The 16,587-nt window shown below is 75.6% G+C and carries 19 protein-coding genes; 10 read left to right on the forward strand and 9 right to left on the reverse strand.

Annotated features, from left to right (window positions below; all coding sequences use genetic code 11):
* Positions 1–173: 173 nt before the first annotated feature.
* The gene (locus tag ABZ249_RS12370; RefSeq protein ID WP_355261806.1) at positions 174–1,163 is read left to right on the forward strand and encodes a YihY/virulence factor BrkB family protein; all 990 of its coding nucleotides are present in this window, start codon (positions 174–176) and stop codon (positions 1,161–1,163) included.
* 136 nt (positions 1,164–1,299) lie between these two features.
* A complete protein-coding gene (locus ABZ249_RS12375; RefSeq protein WP_355261087.1) occupies positions 1,300–2,313 on the forward strand; it encodes a Gfo/Idh/MocA family oxidoreductase in 1,014 nt (337 codons plus the stop codon).
* Here ABZ249_RS12375 and ABZ249_RS12380 read toward each other — a convergent pair.
* The 3 genes from ABZ249_RS12380 to ABZ249_RS12390 form a co-directional block, all read right to left on the reverse strand.
* A complete protein-coding gene (locus tag ABZ249_RS12380; protein WP_355261090.1) occupies positions 2,294–3,187 on the reverse strand; it encodes a GNAT family N-acetyltransferase in 894 nt (297 codons plus the stop codon). The two genes, ABZ249_RS12375 and ABZ249_RS12380, sit on opposite strands and share 20 nt — an antisense overlap.
* A gap of 100 nt (positions 3,188–3,287) precedes the next feature.
* A complete protein-coding gene (locus ABZ249_RS12385) occupies positions 3,288–4,244 on the reverse strand; it encodes a YafY family protein (RefSeq protein ID WP_355261093.1) in 957 nt (318 codons plus the stop codon).
* A gap of 39 nt (positions 4,245–4,283) precedes the next feature.
* Entirely contained in the window at positions 4,284–5,423 is a 1,140-nt protein-coding gene (locus tag ABZ249_RS12390; protein ID WP_355261096.1) for an MFS transporter, read from the reverse strand.
* Between the two features lie 55 nt (positions 5,424–5,478).
* On the opposite strand from ABZ249_RS12390, the gene ABZ249_RS12395 reads away from it, so the two are divergent.
* Together ABZ249_RS12395 and ABZ249_RS12400 are read left to right on the forward strand one after the other, a co-directional pair.
* Positions 5,479–6,015 (forward strand): CGNR zinc finger domain-containing protein, encoded by a 537-nt coding sequence (locus ABZ249_RS12395; RefSeq protein WP_355261099.1) that lies wholly within the window; start codon positions 5,479–5,481, stop codon positions 6,013–6,015.
* 76 nt (positions 6,016–6,091) lie between these two features.
* Positions 6,092–6,871 (forward strand): SDR family oxidoreductase, encoded by a 780-nt coding sequence (locus ABZ249_RS12400; protein ID WP_355261102.1) that lies wholly within the window; start codon positions 6,092–6,094, stop codon positions 6,869–6,871.
* A gap of 4 nt (positions 6,872–6,875) precedes the next feature.
* Here the strand turns inward: ABZ249_RS12400 and ABZ249_RS12405 are convergent, their stop codons facing one another.
* Positions 6,876–7,718: an alpha/beta hydrolase fold domain-containing protein gene (locus ABZ249_RS12405; protein ID WP_355261105.1), complete on the reverse strand. Its 843-nt coding sequence runs from the start codon at positions 7,716–7,718 to the stop codon at positions 6,876–6,878.
* 50 nt (positions 7,719–7,768) lie between these two features.
* Positions 7,769–8,173 (reverse strand): RidA family protein, encoded by a 405-nt coding sequence (locus ABZ249_RS12410; protein WP_355261108.1) that lies wholly within the window; start codon positions 8,171–8,173, stop codon positions 7,769–7,771.
* Between the two features lie 131 nt (positions 8,174–8,304).
* On the opposite strand from ABZ249_RS12410, the gene ABZ249_RS12415 reads away from it, so the two are divergent.
* The 4 genes from ABZ249_RS12415 (at position 8,305) to ABZ249_RS12430 (ending at position 10,971) form a co-directional block, all read left to right on the forward strand.
* Positions 8,305–8,496, forward strand: coding sequence for an HTH domain-containing protein (locus ABZ249_RS12415; RefSeq protein ID WP_355261111.1), 192 nt, complete (start codon positions 8,305–8,307; stop codon positions 8,494–8,496).
* Positions 8,497–8,500: 4 nt separating this feature from the next.
* Positions 8,501–9,058, forward strand: coding sequence for a Clp protease N-terminal domain-containing protein (locus ABZ249_RS12420; RefSeq protein WP_355261114.1), 558 nt, complete (start codon positions 8,501–8,503; stop codon positions 9,056–9,058).
* A 163-nt stretch (positions 9,059–9,221) separates the two neighbouring features.
* Positions 9,222–10,343, forward strand: coding sequence for a histidine kinase (locus tag ABZ249_RS12425; protein ID WP_355261117.1), 1,122 nt, complete (start codon positions 9,222–9,224; stop codon positions 10,341–10,343).
* A 22-nt stretch (positions 10,344–10,365) separates the two neighbouring features.
* On the forward strand, positions 10,366–10,971 hold the full coding sequence (locus ABZ249_RS12430) for a response regulator transcription factor (RefSeq protein ID WP_355261120.1): 606 nt from the start codon (positions 10,366–10,368) through the stop codon (positions 10,969–10,971).
* Positions 10,972–11,004: 33 nt separating this feature from the next.
* On the opposite strand, the gene ABZ249_RS12435 is transcribed toward ABZ249_RS12430, so the two are convergent.
* From ABZ249_RS12435 to ddaH, 3 genes are all read right to left on the reverse strand, one after another.
* On the reverse strand, positions 11,005–11,628 hold the full coding sequence (locus ABZ249_RS12435) for a class I SAM-dependent methyltransferase (RefSeq protein ID WP_355261123.1): 624 nt from the start codon (positions 11,626–11,628) through the stop codon (positions 11,005–11,007).
* Positions 11,629–11,653: 25 nt separating this feature from the next.
* Positions 11,654–12,691: an NAD(P)/FAD-dependent oxidoreductase gene (locus ABZ249_RS12440; protein ID WP_355261809.1), complete on the reverse strand. Its 1,038-nt coding sequence runs from the start codon at positions 12,689–12,691 to the stop codon at positions 11,654–11,656.
* A gap of 82 nt (positions 12,692–12,773) precedes the next feature.
* Positions 12,774–13,550, reverse strand: a complete 777-nt coding sequence (gene ddaH, locus ABZ249_RS12445) for a dimethylargininase (RefSeq protein ID WP_355261126.1) — start codon at positions 13,548–13,550, stop codon at positions 12,774–12,776.
* Positions 13,551–13,794: 244 nt separating this feature from the next.
* Here ddaH and ABZ249_RS12450 point away from each other — a divergent pair, with 244 nt between their 5' ends.
* Together ABZ249_RS12450 and ABZ249_RS12455 are read left to right on the forward strand one after the other, a co-directional pair.
* Positions 13,795–14,913: an FAD-dependent oxidoreductase gene (locus ABZ249_RS12450; protein WP_355261129.1), complete on the forward strand. Its 1,119-nt coding sequence runs from the start codon at positions 13,795–13,797 to the stop codon at positions 14,911–14,913.
* 88 nt (positions 14,914–15,001) lie between these two features.
* The gene (locus ABZ249_RS12455) at positions 15,002–15,283 is read left to right on the forward strand and encodes a YiaA/YiaB family inner membrane protein (RefSeq protein ID WP_355261132.1); all 282 of its coding nucleotides are present in this window, start codon (positions 15,002–15,004) and stop codon (positions 15,281–15,283) included.
* A gap of 39 nt (positions 15,284–15,322) precedes the next feature.
* Here the strand turns inward: ABZ249_RS12455 and bioB are convergent, their stop codons facing one another.
* A complete protein-coding gene (gene bioB / locus ABZ249_RS12460) occupies positions 15,323–16,384 on the reverse strand; it encodes a biotin synthase BioB (RefSeq protein WP_355261135.1) in 1,062 nt (353 codons plus the stop codon).
* Positions 16,385–16,587 lie beyond the last annotated feature (203 nt).

Raw genomic sequence — 16,587 nt, forward strand, 5'->3', positions numbered from 1 at the left:
CCGGACGGGACGGCGGCGGCCGGACGTCCGCCCGGCCGCCGCCTCTCCCGGCCGGTGTGCGAGGACCCGGCGGCCGGGGACGAACGAGGAAGGAGCGGAAGATGGCGGGACACGATCCCGAAAAAGCGCGTGCGCGGGACTCCGCCCGGCAGGAGGCCGACGCGCCGACCCACATGCCCGCCTCCTCGTGGTGGGCCTCCCTGCGCCGGACCGTGACCGAGTTCCGCGCCGACTCCCTGACCGACCTCGCCGCCGGTCTCACCTACTACGCGATCCTGGCCCTCTTCCCGGCGCTGTTCGTGCTGGTGTCCCTGGTGGGCCTGGCCGGACCCGAGGCCACGCGGACCCTGACCGAGAACATCGCGGGGACCGTGCCGGCCGACGTCGGCCGACTCCTGACCACGGCGATCGAGAACCTGCAGGCCAACCGGGCGGCGGCCGGGATCTTCGGTCTGGTCAGCCTGGCCGTGGCCCTGTGGTCGGCCTCCGGCTACATCGCGGCCTTCATGCGCGCGTCCAACGTCGTCTACGACGTCCCCGAGGGACGGCCGATCTGGAAGACGCTGCCGATCCGTGTCGGCGTCACCCTGCTGATGGTCGTGCTGCTGACCCTGACCGTGGTCGGCGTCACCCTCACGGGGGGCGTGGCGGAGCGGCTCGGGAACCTGCTGGGGCTCGGGCCGACCGCGGTGACGGTCTGGAACATCGCCAAGTGGCCCGTGCTGCTGTTCATGGTGGTGTTCATGATCGCGCTCCTGTACTGGGCCTCGCCCAACGCCAGGCGCGGGTTCCGGTGGGTCAGCCCCGGGAGCGTGCTGGCGATCGTGCTGTGGATCCTGGCCTCGGCGGCCTTCGCCTTCTACGTGGCCAACTTCGCCTCCTACGGCAGGACCTACGGCAGCCTGGCGACGGTGGTGATCTTCCTGGTGTGGCTGTGGATCAGCAACATCGCGATCCTGCTCGGCGAGGAGTTCAACGCCGAGATCGAGCGCGGACGGGCCGTCTCCGGGGGACTCCCCGAGGGCGTGGAGCCCTACGTCGAGATGCGCGACGATCCCAAGGACGGGCGCGGGCGCCGTCCGCGGGACCAGGGGCACGAGGGGGGTGTCCCGCGCCAGGGGATGTCCCGGGAGGACCGCCACCGGGAGCAGCACCGCTCCTGAGGTTCCCCGGCCCCGGCGCGCGAGGCGGCCCGCGCGCCGGGGCCCCTCCGTGTCCGGGCCCGCGGCGGCGGCCGGGGCGGGCCCGGGGACCCGCCCCCCGTCGACCCGGAGACGACCGGGTTTTTAGGATGCCCCCATGACAGATGAGAACGGCGTACTGCGCTGGGGCGTGCTCGGCACGGGCGGGATCGCCCATTCCTTCATGGAAGGCCTGCGGGCCACCCCCACGGCGCGGGTCACCGCGGTCGGCTCGCGCACATGGGAGCGCGCCCAGGAGTTCGCCGCCGCCTGGGACGTGCCCCGCGCCCACGGCTCCTACGCGGAGCTGGCCGCCGACCCCGACGTGGACGTGGTCTACGTGGCCACCCCCCACCCCTGGCACCACCCGCACACCCTGCTGTGCCTGAACGCGGGCAAGCACGTGCTGGTGGAGAAGCCGATGGCGATGAACGCCCTCCAGGCCGCCGAGATGACCGGGGCCGCCCGCGACAACGGCGTGTTCCTCATGGAGGCGATGTGGACGCGCTTCCTGCCCGCCCACCGCCTGGCCCGCGAGCTGGTCGCCGACGGGGCGATCGGCGAACTGCGGCAGATCTCCGCCGAGTTCGGCGTCAACGCCCCCTACGACCCCGACCACCGGCTGTTCAACGCCGACCTGGGCGGCGGCGCCCTGCTCGACCTGGGCGTGTACCCCCTGATGCTGGCGTCGTGGTACCTGGGGGAGCTCACCGTGGTGGGGGCCACCCGCCGGCTGTCGCCGGACCACATGGTGGACACCCACACCACGGTGCTGGTGCGCGGGGAGCAGGGGGCGACCGCCACCCTGTCGTGCGCCTCGCTCACCACCCTGCCGGACCGGGCCGTGCTGGCCGGGACACAGGGCAGGGTGGAGCTCCCGCTGTTCTGGGCGGCGACCGAGGTGGTCCTGCACCGCGAGGGCCGCGAGCCGGAGACCTTCGAGCGCCCCTTCCGGGCCAACGGCTACGAGTACGAGGCCGAGGAGGTCGCCCGGTGCGTCGCCGCCGGGCTGTCCCAGAGCCCGGACATGCCCTGGGAGGAGAGCCTGCGCCTGGCCGCGCTCACCGACAAGGTGCGCGACATGGGCGGGCTGGTGTACAGCGCGCCCACCGTCAAGGCCGTGCCGCTGTGAGCAGGTCCGCGGTGTCGGGGTGGACCGGCGCGGCCCCGCCGCGCCGGGGCCGCCCGCCCAGGGCCGGCATGCGCCGCACCCGGGAGCGGGCGGCGCGGGCCAGGGCGCAGCGCGCCAGTGCCGCCGCGTCCAGGTGCGCCACCACCATGAGGGCGTCCTTGGGGCCGACGGTGCGGGCGAAGAGGTCGTCGATGTCGCTGTGCCCGCTGCGCGGCCGCACCCCGTAGACGTCGCCCTCGAACACCCGGTAGGCGTCGCGCACCACCAGGGTGTCGGGATCCAGGCCGGGGCCGTCGCCGAGCCAGTCCGCGGCCTCGGCCGCCACGCGCCGGACCCGTGCGGGGAGGGCCCGGCGCGTGTTGGGGAAGACCCGGTGCGGGCCCAGGCCGTGCAGCCACCCGGCGTAGACGGCGGGGTGGCGGGTGCGCATGACCACGTCCATGCCGCGCAGCGGCCGGGTGCGGATCTCCCGGGTGAGGAAGTGGGTCATCAGCGCCGAGGTGAGCCCGGTGCGGCGGTGGGCGGGCACCACGCCGGTGGCGTCCAGGTACAGGGCGGGTCGCCCGCCCAGCCGCAGCCGGTGGTAGCCGCCCCAGCCCACGGGGACCCCGCCGTGGTCCAGGATCAGGGCCAGGGAGGTGACGCGGTCGAAGAACCCGCCCTCGACGCGGGCGTGCCAGTAGGCGGAGTGGTCGGCGCCGAAGGCGCGGGCGGCCAGGCCGCGCAGGATCATGTGGAGGCGTTCCCGCCGGTCCGCCGACAGGGAGGCGGGGGAGTCCCAGCGGGCGATCCGGTAGCCGGGGCACAGGTCGCGGACGGTCGGCGGGGGGTCGAGGGCGGGCGTCGGTCGGAGGGCACGGTCCCGGGTGAGCACGCGGATCCCACTTTCATCACTCTAGGAAGTCATGTAACTGCCCACAGTAGTTGTTCTGGGATGTGCCCGCTCGGACTTCCCGCAGGAGGCCCCCGCGGGATCAGTCGGCGGCCCGGCGCAGGCGGGCGGCCAGGGCGGCCATCTCGGTGCGCAGCTCCTCCGGTTCCTCCACCCGCATCTCCACGTCGAGCATGGCCAGGTAGCAGGCCATGGTTTGGAGCGAGTCCCCCGCGACCTCCAGGACGCAGGAGGTGTCGTCGACCGGCTCCAGGCGGCCGTACTCGCCGATGCCGCGCCCGGCGGCCTCCTCGGCGCCGATGAGCAGCCGCACCCGGGCCCGGTGCGGCCACATGTGGAAGTTCATCCGCTCGGCCAGGTAGGCGGCCACCCCCTGCTCGGGCGGGTCGCGCGGGGGCACCCGCGGCCCGGTCGGGGTGAGCGGGCGCATCCGGTCCACCCGGAAGGTGCGCCAGTCCTCGCGCTCGTTGTCCCAGGCCACCAGGTACCACAGCCGCCCCCGGGAGACCAGGCGGTGCGGCTCGGTGACGCGGCGCGAGACGGTGCCGTCGTGGCGTTCGTAGTCGAAGCGCAGCCGCTCCCCGTCGCGGCACACGCCCGCCACCAGGGCCAGCACGTCGGCGTCCACGCTGGGGCCCCGGCCCGGCATGGGGACGGTGAAGGTGCCCAGGGCGTCCACCCGGCGGCGCAGCCGCGAGGGCAGCACCATGAGCAGCTTGGCCAGGGCGCGCACCGAGGTCTCCTCGATACCGCTCACCCCGCCCTGGGCGGCGGTGCGCAGGCCCACCGCGACGGCGACGGCCTCGTCGTCGTCCAGCAGCAGCGGCGGCAGGGCGGCGCCCGCGCCCAGCTGGTAGCCGCCGCCGGTGCCCATGGTGGCCTGGATCGGGTAGCCCAGCTCCCGCAGCCGGTCCACGTCGCGGCGCACGGTGCGGGCGCTCACCTCCAGGCGGTCGGCGAGCTCGCTGCCGGGCCAGTCCTTGCGGGTCTGGAGCAGGGACAGCAGTCGCAGCAGGCGTGAGGACGTGGTGGTCGACATACCCGCAGTCTGCCAGGAGTGCAGGACAGGATGTGTCCGCTACCGGTGGGGGATCAGGGCGGCGGCCAGGTGCAGCGCCGCCGCCGCGCCCAGGCACGCCGGGAGCGAGACCTGGGCCAGCGGCCCGGCCAGGGCGGCGCCGGCGGCGAACGCCGAGATCTTCAGGCTCGCCCCGGTGGTGAACACCCGCGCCCGCAGGCGGTCGGGCGCCTCCCGGTGGCGGATCGCGAACAGGGCGGTCAGCTGCGGCCCCTCGGCGGCGCCCACCAGGGCCAGGCACACCAGCAGCGCCGGCGGCGAGGACGCGAGCGCGGCGCCCGCCGTGCCGAGCCCCTGGACGCAGACGCACACCCGCAGCAGCGCGTCGGGGGAGAGCGCACCGGGGCGGCGGGCGAGCAGGAGGTTGGCGGCCAGCGAGCACACCGCCATCCCCGACAGCAGCAGCGCCCCCTGCTCGGCCCCGCCCAGCAGGCGCGACCCCAGCAGCGGAGCGCACACCACGAGCATCCCGGTCCCGGCGATGGACAGCGAACTGGAGGCGGTGGCCCGGCGCAGCGCCCCCGGGGCGAACACCGCGCGCACCCCCTCCCACAGCCCGGGCAGGACCGGGCCGGCGGCGTGCGCCGCCGGGGCGCCGGGCAGCGCGAGCGCGGCCGGGACCGCCAGGGCGATGAGCACCGCCGCGGCGACCACAGCGGCGCCGGCACCGGCCCCCGCGGCCACCACCCCCGCCAGCGCCGGACCCAGCAGGGAGGCGGCGCCGAAGGTCATCGCGTCCCAGGCGTCCGCCCGGGCGCGCCACCGGGCCGGCGCCACCCGGGGCAGCTGCGCCGTCCACCCTCCCGAGAGCACCGGGCCGAGCAGCCCCACCGCCACCGCCGCGCCGACCGCCCACGGCAGCGGGACCCGGCCCAGCGCCAGGGCGATGAGCGCGAACCCGGCCGCGTACCCGCCCAGCGCCCACGCCAACACGCGCCCCGGCCGCCGCGAGCGGTCCAGCAGCGCGCCCACCAGCGGCCCGCCCACCGCGGCCGCCCCGGTCAGCCCGGCGAGCAGCGCCGAGCCGGCCACGGCCTCACCGGTCAGCGCCACCCCCAGCAGGAGCAGCGCGGGCCCCGACATCTCGTCGCCCGTCCGGGCGGCCGTCGCCCCGCCCAGGTACCTCATCACGTCGCGCACGGACCGGACGCTACGGAGTAACGCCTCAAAACAGAAGAGGCGTTACAGTGGCCGCATGCCGACCTCCACCGCCCTGACCGGCCGCTCGGTGCGGGCCGTCGCCGCCCGCACCGCCGACCTCGTCAACGCCCTGGCCGCAGCGGACACGGACCCGGCCCGCGTGGAGGAGGTGCTGCGCGCCCACGGCGAGGACGACCCCGTCACCGGCCGCGACCTCGCCGCGCTGCGGGAGGCCGCCGCGCGGATCCGCGGCGTCCTGGAGGCGGGCACCACCGCGGCGGCCGCCGCCAAGGTCAACGCCCTGCTGGCCGCCGCGCACCCGCCCCGGCTCACCGACCACGGCGGCGCCTCCCACTGGCACGTCCACACCGACTCCCGCGACGACGCGCCCCTGGCGGAGTGGTTCGCCGCCTCGGCCGGCCTGATGCTGGCGCTGCTGCTCACCGACCGCCAGCGCCCGCCGGGCGGGGTGTGCGGGGCCGAGGGCTGCGGCCGGGTGTTCATCGACACCGGCAGCGGCAGCGCGCGCCGGTTCTGCTCCAAGCGCTGCGCCACCCGCTCCCGGGTGCGCGCCCACCGCGCCCGCGCCTGACCGGGAACCCGGGTGCGGCACTCCCAGGAGCGCCGCGGCCTTCCCCCGGCCGTCCGCGGCCGCGAGGGTGAACCCCATGAGCACACACGCAACGACCACCGAAGACACCGACGGCACCCCGGGCGCGCACGGCACGCACAAGGTCGTCCTGGTGACGGGCGCGGGCAGCGGGATCGGCGAAGCCGTGGCCCGGCGGCTCGCCGGCCAGGGGCACACCGTCGTCCTCACCGGGCGCCGCGCGGACCGCCTGCGCGCCGTCGCCGACGAGCTCACCGGCGCCGGGCACACCGCCCTGGCCCGCACCCTGGACGTGACCGACCGGGCCGCCTTCGCCGACCTGGTCGCGGACGTGATCGCCGAACACGGGCGCCTGGACGTCCTGGTCGCCAACGCCGGGGTGATGCTGCTCTCCCGCCTGGAATCGCTGCTCGTCGACGAGTGGGACCGCATGTTCGACGTCAACGTCAAGGGCCTCTACAACGGGATCGCCGCGGTGCTGCCTCGCTTTCGCGACCTGGGCTCGGGGCACGTCGTCACCATCGCCTCGATCGGCGCACGCGAGGTCGTGCCCACCTCGGCGGTCTACTCCGCCACCAAGTTCGCCGCCCGGGCCCTGACCGAGGGGCTGCGCCTGGAGTCCGACCCCTCGATCCGGGTGACCACCGTCTCCCCGGGGGTCGTGGAGTCCGAGCTCGCGGACCACATCACGGACCCGCACGCGGCCGGACTCATGGTCGGGTACCGGGCGGCGAGCATCCCGGCCGACGCCATCGCCCGCGCCGTGGCCTACGCCGTGGACCAGCCCGCCGACGTGGACGTCAACGAGATCGTCGTGCGCCCGGCCGCCCAGCGCTGAGCCCTCACCGGGCCCAGCGGTCGATCCAGTCGGCGACGCGCTCCATGAGCAGCTCCCCGGCGGCCTCGCCCTCTGTCAGCGCGAGCAGCGAGAACGCGTGCGGCAGCCCCTCCAGGACGTCCACCCGCACCCGGGTGCCCGCCGCGTGCGCGGCCTCGGCGTAGCGCAGGGTGTCGTCCAGCAGGGCCTCGGCCCCGCCGACCACCATCAGCAGCGGGGGCAGGCCCGCCAGGTCGCCGTGCAGAGGCGACTGCGGAGCCCGGTCGCGGGCGGCCCCGCCCAGGTAGCGGCCGGTGAGGTCGGCGATGAGGGCGCGGTCCACCCCCGGGTCGCCCGGGGTGTCGGCGGACAGCGAGGGGCTGCCCAGGGTCATGTCGGTGACGGCGGACTGGGTCACCACGGTCCCGGGCGGCGGGTCCCCCGCCGCCTTGAGCACGAGCAGCGCGGACAGGGCCAGCGCCGCGCCGGAGGACTCGGCGACCACCGCCACGCGCCCGGGCGCGAACCCCTCGGCGAGCAGGTAGCGGTAGGCGGCGACCACGTCGTCCAGGGGGGCGGGGAAGGGGTGGTCGGGCGCCAGCCGGTAGTGCACGGCCAGGGCGGGGCGGCCGGTGGCCGCCGACAGCCGCCGGGCGGCCGCCGTGATCAGCCCCGGGTCGCGGTGGACGAACCCGCCGCCGTACACGTACAGCAGCACGCCGCGTTCACGGGAGGCGCCCGGGGCGTTCGCCCACACGCCTCCGGGCGCGGGCTCGCCCCCGTTGTCGCGCAGGGGGGCCGGGTCGGTCAGGGCCGCCGACACCCGGGCCGCGGCCTCGGGGTCGGTGGGAAGGCGGTGGACGTCCATGGGGGACAGGTCTACCGCCTCCCCCTTCGTCCTGTCATCGGATTATCGGCTCAATCGGCCACCACGGCCACGGCCTCCACCTCCACGAGCTGGTCGTCGTAGCCCAGGGCGGCCACGCCGAGCAGGGTGGAGGGGGCGTCGTGGTCGCCCATGTGGGCGCGCACCACGTCCCAGGCGGCCACCAGGTCCTCCTGGCGGGGGGAGGCGACGTAGACGGTGGTCTTGACGATGTCGGCGAGCGAGGCCCCGGCGTCGGCCAGGGCGGTGCGCAGGTTGCGCATGACCTGCTCGGCCTGGCCCGCGACGTCGCCGACGGCGACGGTGGCCCCCTTCTCGTCCAGGGGGCAGGCCCCGGCGGTCCACACCGCGCGCAGGGGGCCGTTGACGGTGGCGGCGTAGGCGTAGTCGACGTCGGGGGTGAGGGTGGCGCTGCGGACGAGGCGGACGGCGGACATGGGTCTCCCGGGGTCGGTGGTGTTCTCACCCGTCTCCAACGCGGAAGGGGCGGCGGCGGTTCTGGTTTCTGCCGACGGCAGATGCGTCAAGATTCCTTGACAGGAAAAGCGTGTCAAAATATCTTGACACCATGGAAGAGGGAACGCCGCTCGACCCGGCCACCGGCCTGACCGCCGTCGCCGCACTGCGCAAACTCGCCGACCACCTGGAGTCCCTGCACGTGCGCGCCGCCCGCGAGCAGGGCCTGTCCTGGCAGGAGATCGCCGACCGACTGGGCGTCACCCGCCAGGCCGTCCACCAGAAACACGCCCACCGGGAGTGACACCGTGTTCGAACGCTTCAGCCGCACCGCCCGCGCCATCGTCTCCGACGCCGTCGCCACCGCCGCCGAGCAGGGCGACGCCAAGGTCGGACCCGCCCACCTGCTCCTCACCCTGGCCCGCGCCGGCGGCACCGGCGCCCGCATCCTCGCCGATGCCGGGATCACCCCCGCGATGCTCGCCGACCCGCCGACCGGCCCCGCCGGCCTCAACGACCGGGAACTGCACGCCCTGCGCGCCGTGGGCATCGACACCGACGCCCTGTTCCGCCGCCTGGAGGAGGCCTTCGGCCCCCAGGCCCTGACACCGCCCGCCGAACCCGCCCCGCCCAAACGGCGCGGCCGCCTGGGCGGCCCCTTCGACGCCAGGGCCAAGAAGGTCCTGGAGCTGTCCCTGCGCGAGACCATCGCCGCGGGCCACACGTCCATCGACTCCGCCCACATCCTGCTGGCCCTGCTCCGCCAGGGCCTGCCCGAACCCGCGGCCTCGGTCCTGGCCGAACACGGCCTCACCTACGACCACGCCCGCGACCGCACCCGCGAACTCCTCGACGAGGCCGCCTGAGACCCCCGCCCGAAGCCGACCGGGTGACCCGTGCCCCCGCCCGGCGCGGGGACCGTGACGCCGTGTCACTGGTGGGGGCGGCCCGGCCCCCGCCAGACTGGGAGCGCGCCGCGCCGGGTCCGCGGGCCGGCGCGCCGACGGCCGCGGACACGGGGGGACGCGCATGGGGCCGGAGCAGACCGAGGAGACCCAGGGGCGCCTGCGCAGGCTCAACATGGACATCGTGTCCGGGGCGATCGCCGCCGTCGGCGCCCTGCTGATCGCGACCGACGCCGGGACCTGGCAGGAAGCGGTCATGATGGGCGCGGCCCTGGCCGTGACCATGCTCATCGTCAACCGGTGGGCCGCCGGCCGCGAGCCCCGCGCCGCGGTCCTCCTCCCCGGCCTGGCCTTCGTCGCGGCCGTGTGGGTCTTCGGGGTCCTGACCGCCGACTCCGCCACGGCCGTCTACAGCGTCGCGGCCGTGGCCACCATCACCGTCTCCGAACTGTCGCGCCGCCCCAGGGCGGCCACCGCGGCGCTCGTCGCCGCCGGCGCGGCCCTGGTCGCGGTCAAGGCGGCGCTGGCGCCCGAGGGCCCCGTGGAGGCCGCGCTCCGGTACGGGGTGGCCACCGCGGCCGTCGCCGCGACCGGGTTCGTCCTCGTCTCCCTGGTCTTCGCGGTCCGCGACATCCTCACCGAGCTGGAGCGGGCCCGCGAGCGCGAGGCGGAGGTGGCCGTCATGCGCGAGCGCGTGCGCTTCGCCGGCGACCTGCACGACATCCAGGGCCACACCCTGCACGTGGTCAAGCTTAAGGCGGCCCTGGCCCGCAGGCTCCTGCGCACCGACACCGACCGGGCCGAACGGGAACTGGGCGAGGTCCACGACCTGGTCGGGGACACCATCGCCCGGACCCGGGAGCTCGCCTACGCCCAGCGCAGGCTCAACCTGTCCGCGGAGCTGGAGAACGCCAAGAACCTGTTCGAGGCCGCGGGCATCCGGGTGGAGGTGGAACGCGAGGGAGAGGTGGACGAGCGCTCCGCGGAACTGGTCGGCCAGGTGCTGCGGGAGACCACCACCAACATCCTGCGCCACGCCCAGGCCGGCCGGGTGGGGATCACCCTGGTCGAGACGGGCATCATCATCACCAACGACGGCGCGGGCCGGGGCCCCACCCCCGCCCTGCGCGGGCTGGCCGCCCTGGCGGAACGGGTCGCCGGGGCCGGGGGCACCCTGACCGCGCGGCGCGAGGACGGCCGCTTCCTGACGGCCGTGTCCTTCCCCGCCGCGGACACCGGCCGCTGACCACGACCCCGAGAGGACGCCCATGACCACCACCGTGGTGCTCGCCGACGACGAGGCCCTGCTGCGGTCGGCACTGGCGGCGCTGCTGCCCCTGGAGGGGGACATCTCCGTGCTCGCCGAGGCCGCCGAGGGGGCCCAGGCCGTGGAGGCGGTACTGCGGCACCGGCCCGACGTGCTCGTCATCGACCTGGAGATGCCCGGCACCGACGGCCTGGAGGCCGTCGCCAGGCTGCGGCGGGAGCACCCCGGACAGGTGGTCCTCATGCTGACCCGGCACGCCCGCCCCGGGGTGCTGCGCCGGGCGCTCAAACTGGGGGTCCGGGGCTTCGTCAGCAAGGCGGCCGATCCCGCGCACATCGCCGAGGTCATCGCGGCCCTGCACGCCGGCAGGAGGTGGATCGACCCGGACGTGTCGGCGCTGGCCGTCATCGACGACTCCCCGCTCACCGACCGGGAGGTCGACGTGCTGCGCGAGACCCGGGAGGGGTACTCGGTCGCCGAGATCGCCGCGCGCCTGCACCTGGCCGAGGGCACCGTGCGCAACTACCTGTCCAACGCGATGCACAAGACCCAGACCCGGACCCGGCACGAGGCCGCCCGCTACGCCCGCGAACACGACTGGCTCTGACCGGGGCGGGCACCGCCCGCCCCGGTCCCGGCCTCAGGCGCGGCGGCGGGCCCGCAGCACCGAGTCGTGCAGGACGGCCCGGTGCCCGCCCCGGTCGACCTCGCGGCTGCGGGACTCGCTCACCAGCACCTCCCACTCCCTCCCGTCGAGGCCTTCGGCGATCTCGGCGGCACCCACCCGCGAGTGCTCCAGCGACCCGCCGTGCCCGTGGCCGTGGTCGTCGGCGTGGTCGTGGCCGACGATGAACAGCGTGCCGCCCGGGGCCACCGCCGCCGCCAGCCGGTCGAAGAACGCCCGGTACCCGCCGGTGGGGTGCGCGTAGTGGCTGCACACCAGGTCGAACCCGGACCCGGGGATCTCCTCGGTCAGGTCCGTGCGCACCCAGGTAATGCGCCCGGCCACAGCCGTGTCCAGCGCGGCCGCGCGCTCGCGGGCGGCGTCCAGGGCCGCCTGGGAGATGTCCACGGCCGTCACCTCCCACCCCTGCCCGGCCAGCCACCGGGCCTCGGCCCCGGTGCCCGCCCCGGCGTCCAGCGCCCGCCCCGGGGCCAGCCCGGTCACCTCGGCCACCAGCTGCGGGTTGGGCGGCGCGCCATACCCGTGGCCGTGCTCCCGGTAGCGGTCCTCCCAGTAGGCCCGGTCGAACTCCTGCCCCATACGTCCCCCTCGTTCCATTCCTGCGTCACAGTCCGTGGCGGCTCTCGCCCGCCACCGCCTCGTGCACCCGCGCCTCGGCCCCGGCCGAGAACGGCCGCCGCGCGCGCATCCGCTCGACCGCGCGGTCGGTCTCCTCCATGACCAGGTCGCCGTTGATCTGCGCGCCCGCCATGGTGCCCGCCGCGGCGGCCGCGCCGACCTGGGCCGTCAGGTCGGTGACGTTGCCCGCCGCCCACACACCCGGCACCCCGGTGCGGCCGCCGGCCTCCACCGGCACGTGCTCGCCCACCCCCATCGGGTGCTCCCGCACCTCCAGTCCCAGGGCGGCCAGGAAGCCGGCGCGCGCCACCATGCGGGTGGCCACCGCCACGGCGTCGCGCTCCACCACCCGGCCGTCGGCCAGGCGCACCCCGCTCAGGCGGTCGCCGTCGGTCTCCACCGCGACGACCTCGCCCTCGACCACCTCCACGCCGCGCGCCTCCAGCCGCTCGCGGTCCTCGGCGCCGATGGGCGCCGCGGTGTGGGCGAAGAACACCACGTCGTCGCTCAGCTGCCGCATCAGCAGGACCTGGTGCACCGACATCGGGCCCACGGACAGCACACCGATGCGCTGCCCGCGCACCTCCCAGCCGTGGCAGTAGGGGCAGTGGATCACATCGCGCCCCCACCGCTCCCGCAGACCCGCCACGCCGGGCAGCTCGTCGACCAGGCCGGTGGTCACCAGCAGGCGGCGCGAGCGCAGGGTGCGCCCGTCGCCCAGCGCCACCGCGAACAGGCCGTCGTCGCCGCGGGAGGCCCCCACGACCTCGCCCTCGACCACCACACCGCCGTAGGAGCGCAGCTCCTCGCGGCCCCGGGCCACCAGCTCGCGGGGGGAGACCCCCTCCCGGCCCAGCAGCACGTGCACACCCTCGGCGGGGGAGTTGCGGGGCTCGCCCGCGTCCACCACCACCACCGAGCGGCGCGACCGGGCCAGGGCGACCGCCCCGCTCAGCCCGGCCGCACCGCCGCCGATCACCACCACGTCGTAGTCGTAGGCGCCGTTCTCCGTCACCTCGATCACCTCCACGGCCAGGATGCGGCCCGGCCCGCAAAAAACACAAAAATCTTTGCCGCAATGGCAAACGGCCTGGAGGTGAGGCCGGTCACAGGTCGGGGACCAGCACGCTCAGGCAGGTCACGCACGCCTCCAGCTTCTCGAACTCGGAGATGTCCACCGGCAGCACCCGCCACCCCTGCCCGGCCAGCTCGTGGACGGTGCCGTGCGCCGCCGCGCTGATCAGCACGTCCCGGCCGCCCAACGGCAGCACGTGCGCCCCGGGCTCCTCCGCCGGACGGCGCACCGGCGGCAGCGCCGAGGCGTCCACCAGCTCCTCCAGCCCGATGAGGGTCCCGTCGCCCAGCGCCGTCACCGCCGACTTCAGGTGCAGGACCGCGCCCAGCGGCACCCGCCGCACCTCCCGGCCCAGCGGCTTGAGCAGCCGCTCCAGCTGCGCCGCGCCCGCCTCGTCGGTGCGCCCGCCCAGGCCCACGTACACCGTGGCGCCCACCTGGAGCACGTCGCCGCCGTCCATCACCCCCGGCGCCTCGATCCGCGCCACCCGCAGCCCCAGCCGCCGCACCGCGGCCTCCACCCCGTCGACCTCCCCGCGCCGCTCCGGCGCACCCGACCGGGTCAGCACCGCCAGGTCCCCGCACACCACCACCGAGTCCTCCACGAACACCGAGTCGGGGTGCTCGGGCGCCGGGTCCACCTCGAACACCCGCCACCCCGCCGAGGACAGCACCTCCTGGTAGATGGTGTACTGGCGGGCGGCCAGCACCGGATCGACCTCCACCCGCTCGATATGGGTGACGATGCCCTGCGCCAGGCCCGGCCCGGGCCGGCGCATCAGGGCGACCCCGGGAGAGTGCGTGTTCACGTGTTCTACCTCCGGAAACGGGTGTGCTCCTCGCTGGAGCGCACAACCTATCGCCGCTGCCTACCCCGCCCCCGGATACGGCACGCGGGTCTTTCGGCTCGTTCGCGCCGCACCGCGCCCGGCGGGGCCTCCCCGCCCACCGCGCGGACCGGGCCCGGGCCCCGACACGTGCCCGAACGCTTGGAGGGCACCGCACCGGCGGCATAGTGTGGTCGACCGCCCCGGAGGACCCCTGGAGGATGCGATGGACGTGATCGTGGTCGGCGGCGGCATCGTCGGCGCCAGCGCGGCGTTCCACCTGGCCGGCAAGGGCGTGTCCACCGCGCTGGTGGACTCCGCCCACACCGGGCAGGCCACCGCCGCCGGGCAGGGCGTCGTCTTCCCCTGGCCCTTCCCCTGGGAGGACCCCGGGATGCAGGCCTTCAAACGGGGCGCCGCCGCCCACCTGCCCGCGCTCATCGCCGAACTCGCCGACGACGGCCAGGCCACCGGGTACGAGCGCGTCGGCGGCATGTCCGTGGACCTGGAGGGCGACGACGCCGGGTACGACCTGGTCTCCACCCTGGCAGCCATGCCCGGGTACGAGGGCATGGGCCGGGTCGAGCGCCTGGCCCCGGGCGAGCCCCGCGAACGCTTCCCCCTGCTGGACGCCGCCTACCGCGGCGTGTACGTCGAGGGCATGGCCCGCGTCCACGGCAGGGTGCTGCGCGACGCCCTGTTCAACGCCGCCGAGGAGCGCGGCCTGCACTACCGCAAGGGCGACGCCCACCTGCTGTGGAACGGCCGCAGGGTCACCGGGGTGCGGGTGGGCGGCGAGGACCTGGAGGCGCCGGCGGTGATCGTGGCGGCCGGGGCCTGGTCCGGGCGCCTGCTGTCGGTGGCCGGGGTGGAGCTGCCGGTGTTCCCGGTGCGCGGCCAGATGACCCACTTCGCGCTGCCCGGGACCGACACCCGCCCCTGGCCGGTGGTGCGCTTCGGCGAACATCAGAGCCACACCGTCGCGTTCGGCCCCGACCGCGTCGTCACCGGGGGCACCCGCGAGCCCGAGGCCGGGTTCGACCGCCGCGTCACCGCCAAGGGGCTGGCCGAGAACCTCACCTCGGCCCTGGAGCTGATGCCCGGCCTGGCCGACGCCACCGTGGTGGAGACCCGGGTGGGCTTTCGCCCCGGCACCCACGACGGGCTCCCGCTGCTGGGCCCCCTGGAGCGGCTGCCCGGGGTGATCGTGGCCACCGGCCTGGGCGGGGAGGGCCTGTCCCTGGGCGCCTACCAGGGCGCGGTCGCCGCCCGCCTGGCGATGGGCCGCGAACCGGGACAGGACCTGGCGGCCCTGCGCCCGGACCGGCCGACCGCCCCGGCCTGACCGCGCGGACCGCCGCCCGGGCGGTGCCGGGCCGGTACTGAGTAGGCGTACTCAGGCGCGCCGCCCGCGCCCCGGAGACCATGGGCCCATGAACCCGTTCGCCCCCACCCCCCGGTCCACCCCCCAGTTCTACCTCCAGTCCGTGGTCTCCTTCGCCGCCGCCTCCGTCGGCCTGGGCGCCGGAGTGGTCCTCCTGCCCGTCGACCTGTGGATGCGCGCCTTCCTCGGCATGGGCCTGCTCTACGTCATCACCGCGACCTTCACCCTGGCCAAGTGCGTGCGCGACCGCCAGGACGACCAGGCCGCCGCCGCTGCCGCCCGCCAGTACCAGGAGTGGAACGGCACCGAGCAGGTCCCCCAGCCGCGCTGAGCCGCCGGTTCCGGGCGGGGACGGCGCCCGGAACCGGTGTCAGGCGTTGGGCGGAAGAGCGGTCCCGGCGCCCCGGCGGCGCGGCCGCAGCAGGTCGTGGCGCTCGGCGGGCAGGGTCGGCTCTCCCGCCCCCTGCACCTCGAACCCGGCGTCGGCGATCATCTCCAGGTCCGCCCTGCCCGCCTGCCCCTCGCTGGTGAGGTAGTCGCCCAGGAACAGCGAGTTGACGATGTGCAGCGCCAGCGGCTGCAGGGTGCGCAGGTGGATCTCCCGCCCGCCCGCCAGGCGCACCTCCACGTCCGGGAACACGAACCGGGCCGCGGCCAGGATGCGCAGGCACCGCTGCGGGGTCAGCTCCCAGGTGCCCTCCAGCGGGGTCCCCTCGAACGGCATGAGGAAGTTGACCGGCACCGAGTCCGGGCCCAGCTCCCGCAGCGCGTACAGGGCGTCCACCAGGTCGTCGTCGCCCTCGCGCATCCCCGCGATCAGCCCCGAGCACGGCGAGAGCCCCGCGTGCGCCGCCCGCTCCACCGTCTCGACCCGGTCGGCGAACCCGTGGGTGGTGCAGATGTCGGCGTACCGCTCCTCGGAGGTGTTGAGGTTGTGGTTGTAGGCGTCCACACCCGCCTCCCGCAGCCGCTCGGCCTGCCCCTGCGACAGCAGCCCCAGGCAGGCGCACACCTCCACCCCCGGGTGCTCCCTCTTGATGTCCTCGACGGTGGGGGCCAGCCGTTCCACGTCCCGGTCGGTGGGCCCGCGGCCGGACGCCACCAGGCACACCCGGGTGGCCCCGCCCCGCACCCCCTGCGCGACCGCCTCACGGGTCTGTTCGGGCTTGAGCCAGGTGTACTTGACGATCTCGGCCCGCGAGCCGAGCCGCTGGGAGCAGTAGGAGCAGTCCTCCGGGCACAGGCCGCTCTTCATGTTGACGAGGTAGTTCAGCTTGACCCGGCGGCCGAAGTAGCGCAGCCGCACCCGGAAGGCGGCGGCGACCACGTCCATCAGGTCGTCGTCGGAGGAGCCCAGGACGGCGCGCAGTTCGTCGCGGGAGGGGGGTTCTCGGCGCAGCGCCTTGTCGGCGAGGTTCTGGTAGGTCGTCACAGCACACGATCCTGAGGGCGCGGCCCCGGTCCGCGCACCCCCCGGACGCGCCAAAAACACCGGTCGACTTCTTGTAAGGGCGCACCCGTTTCCGCCCCGGCCCCGGGTGGCCGTTCGGGACCGCCCCGCCGCGCACAGGCCACGCCCCGCCCCCGAACGGGCCAAGCGTCGGCCATCGTTGCCCCGCCACCGGTAGCGCATCC

Source organism: Nocardiopsis sp. NPDC006139 (assembly GCF_040614155.1).
Classification (GTDB): domain Bacteria; phylum Actinomycetota; class Actinomycetes; order Streptosporangiales; family Streptosporangiaceae; genus Nocardiopsis; species Nocardiopsis changdeensis.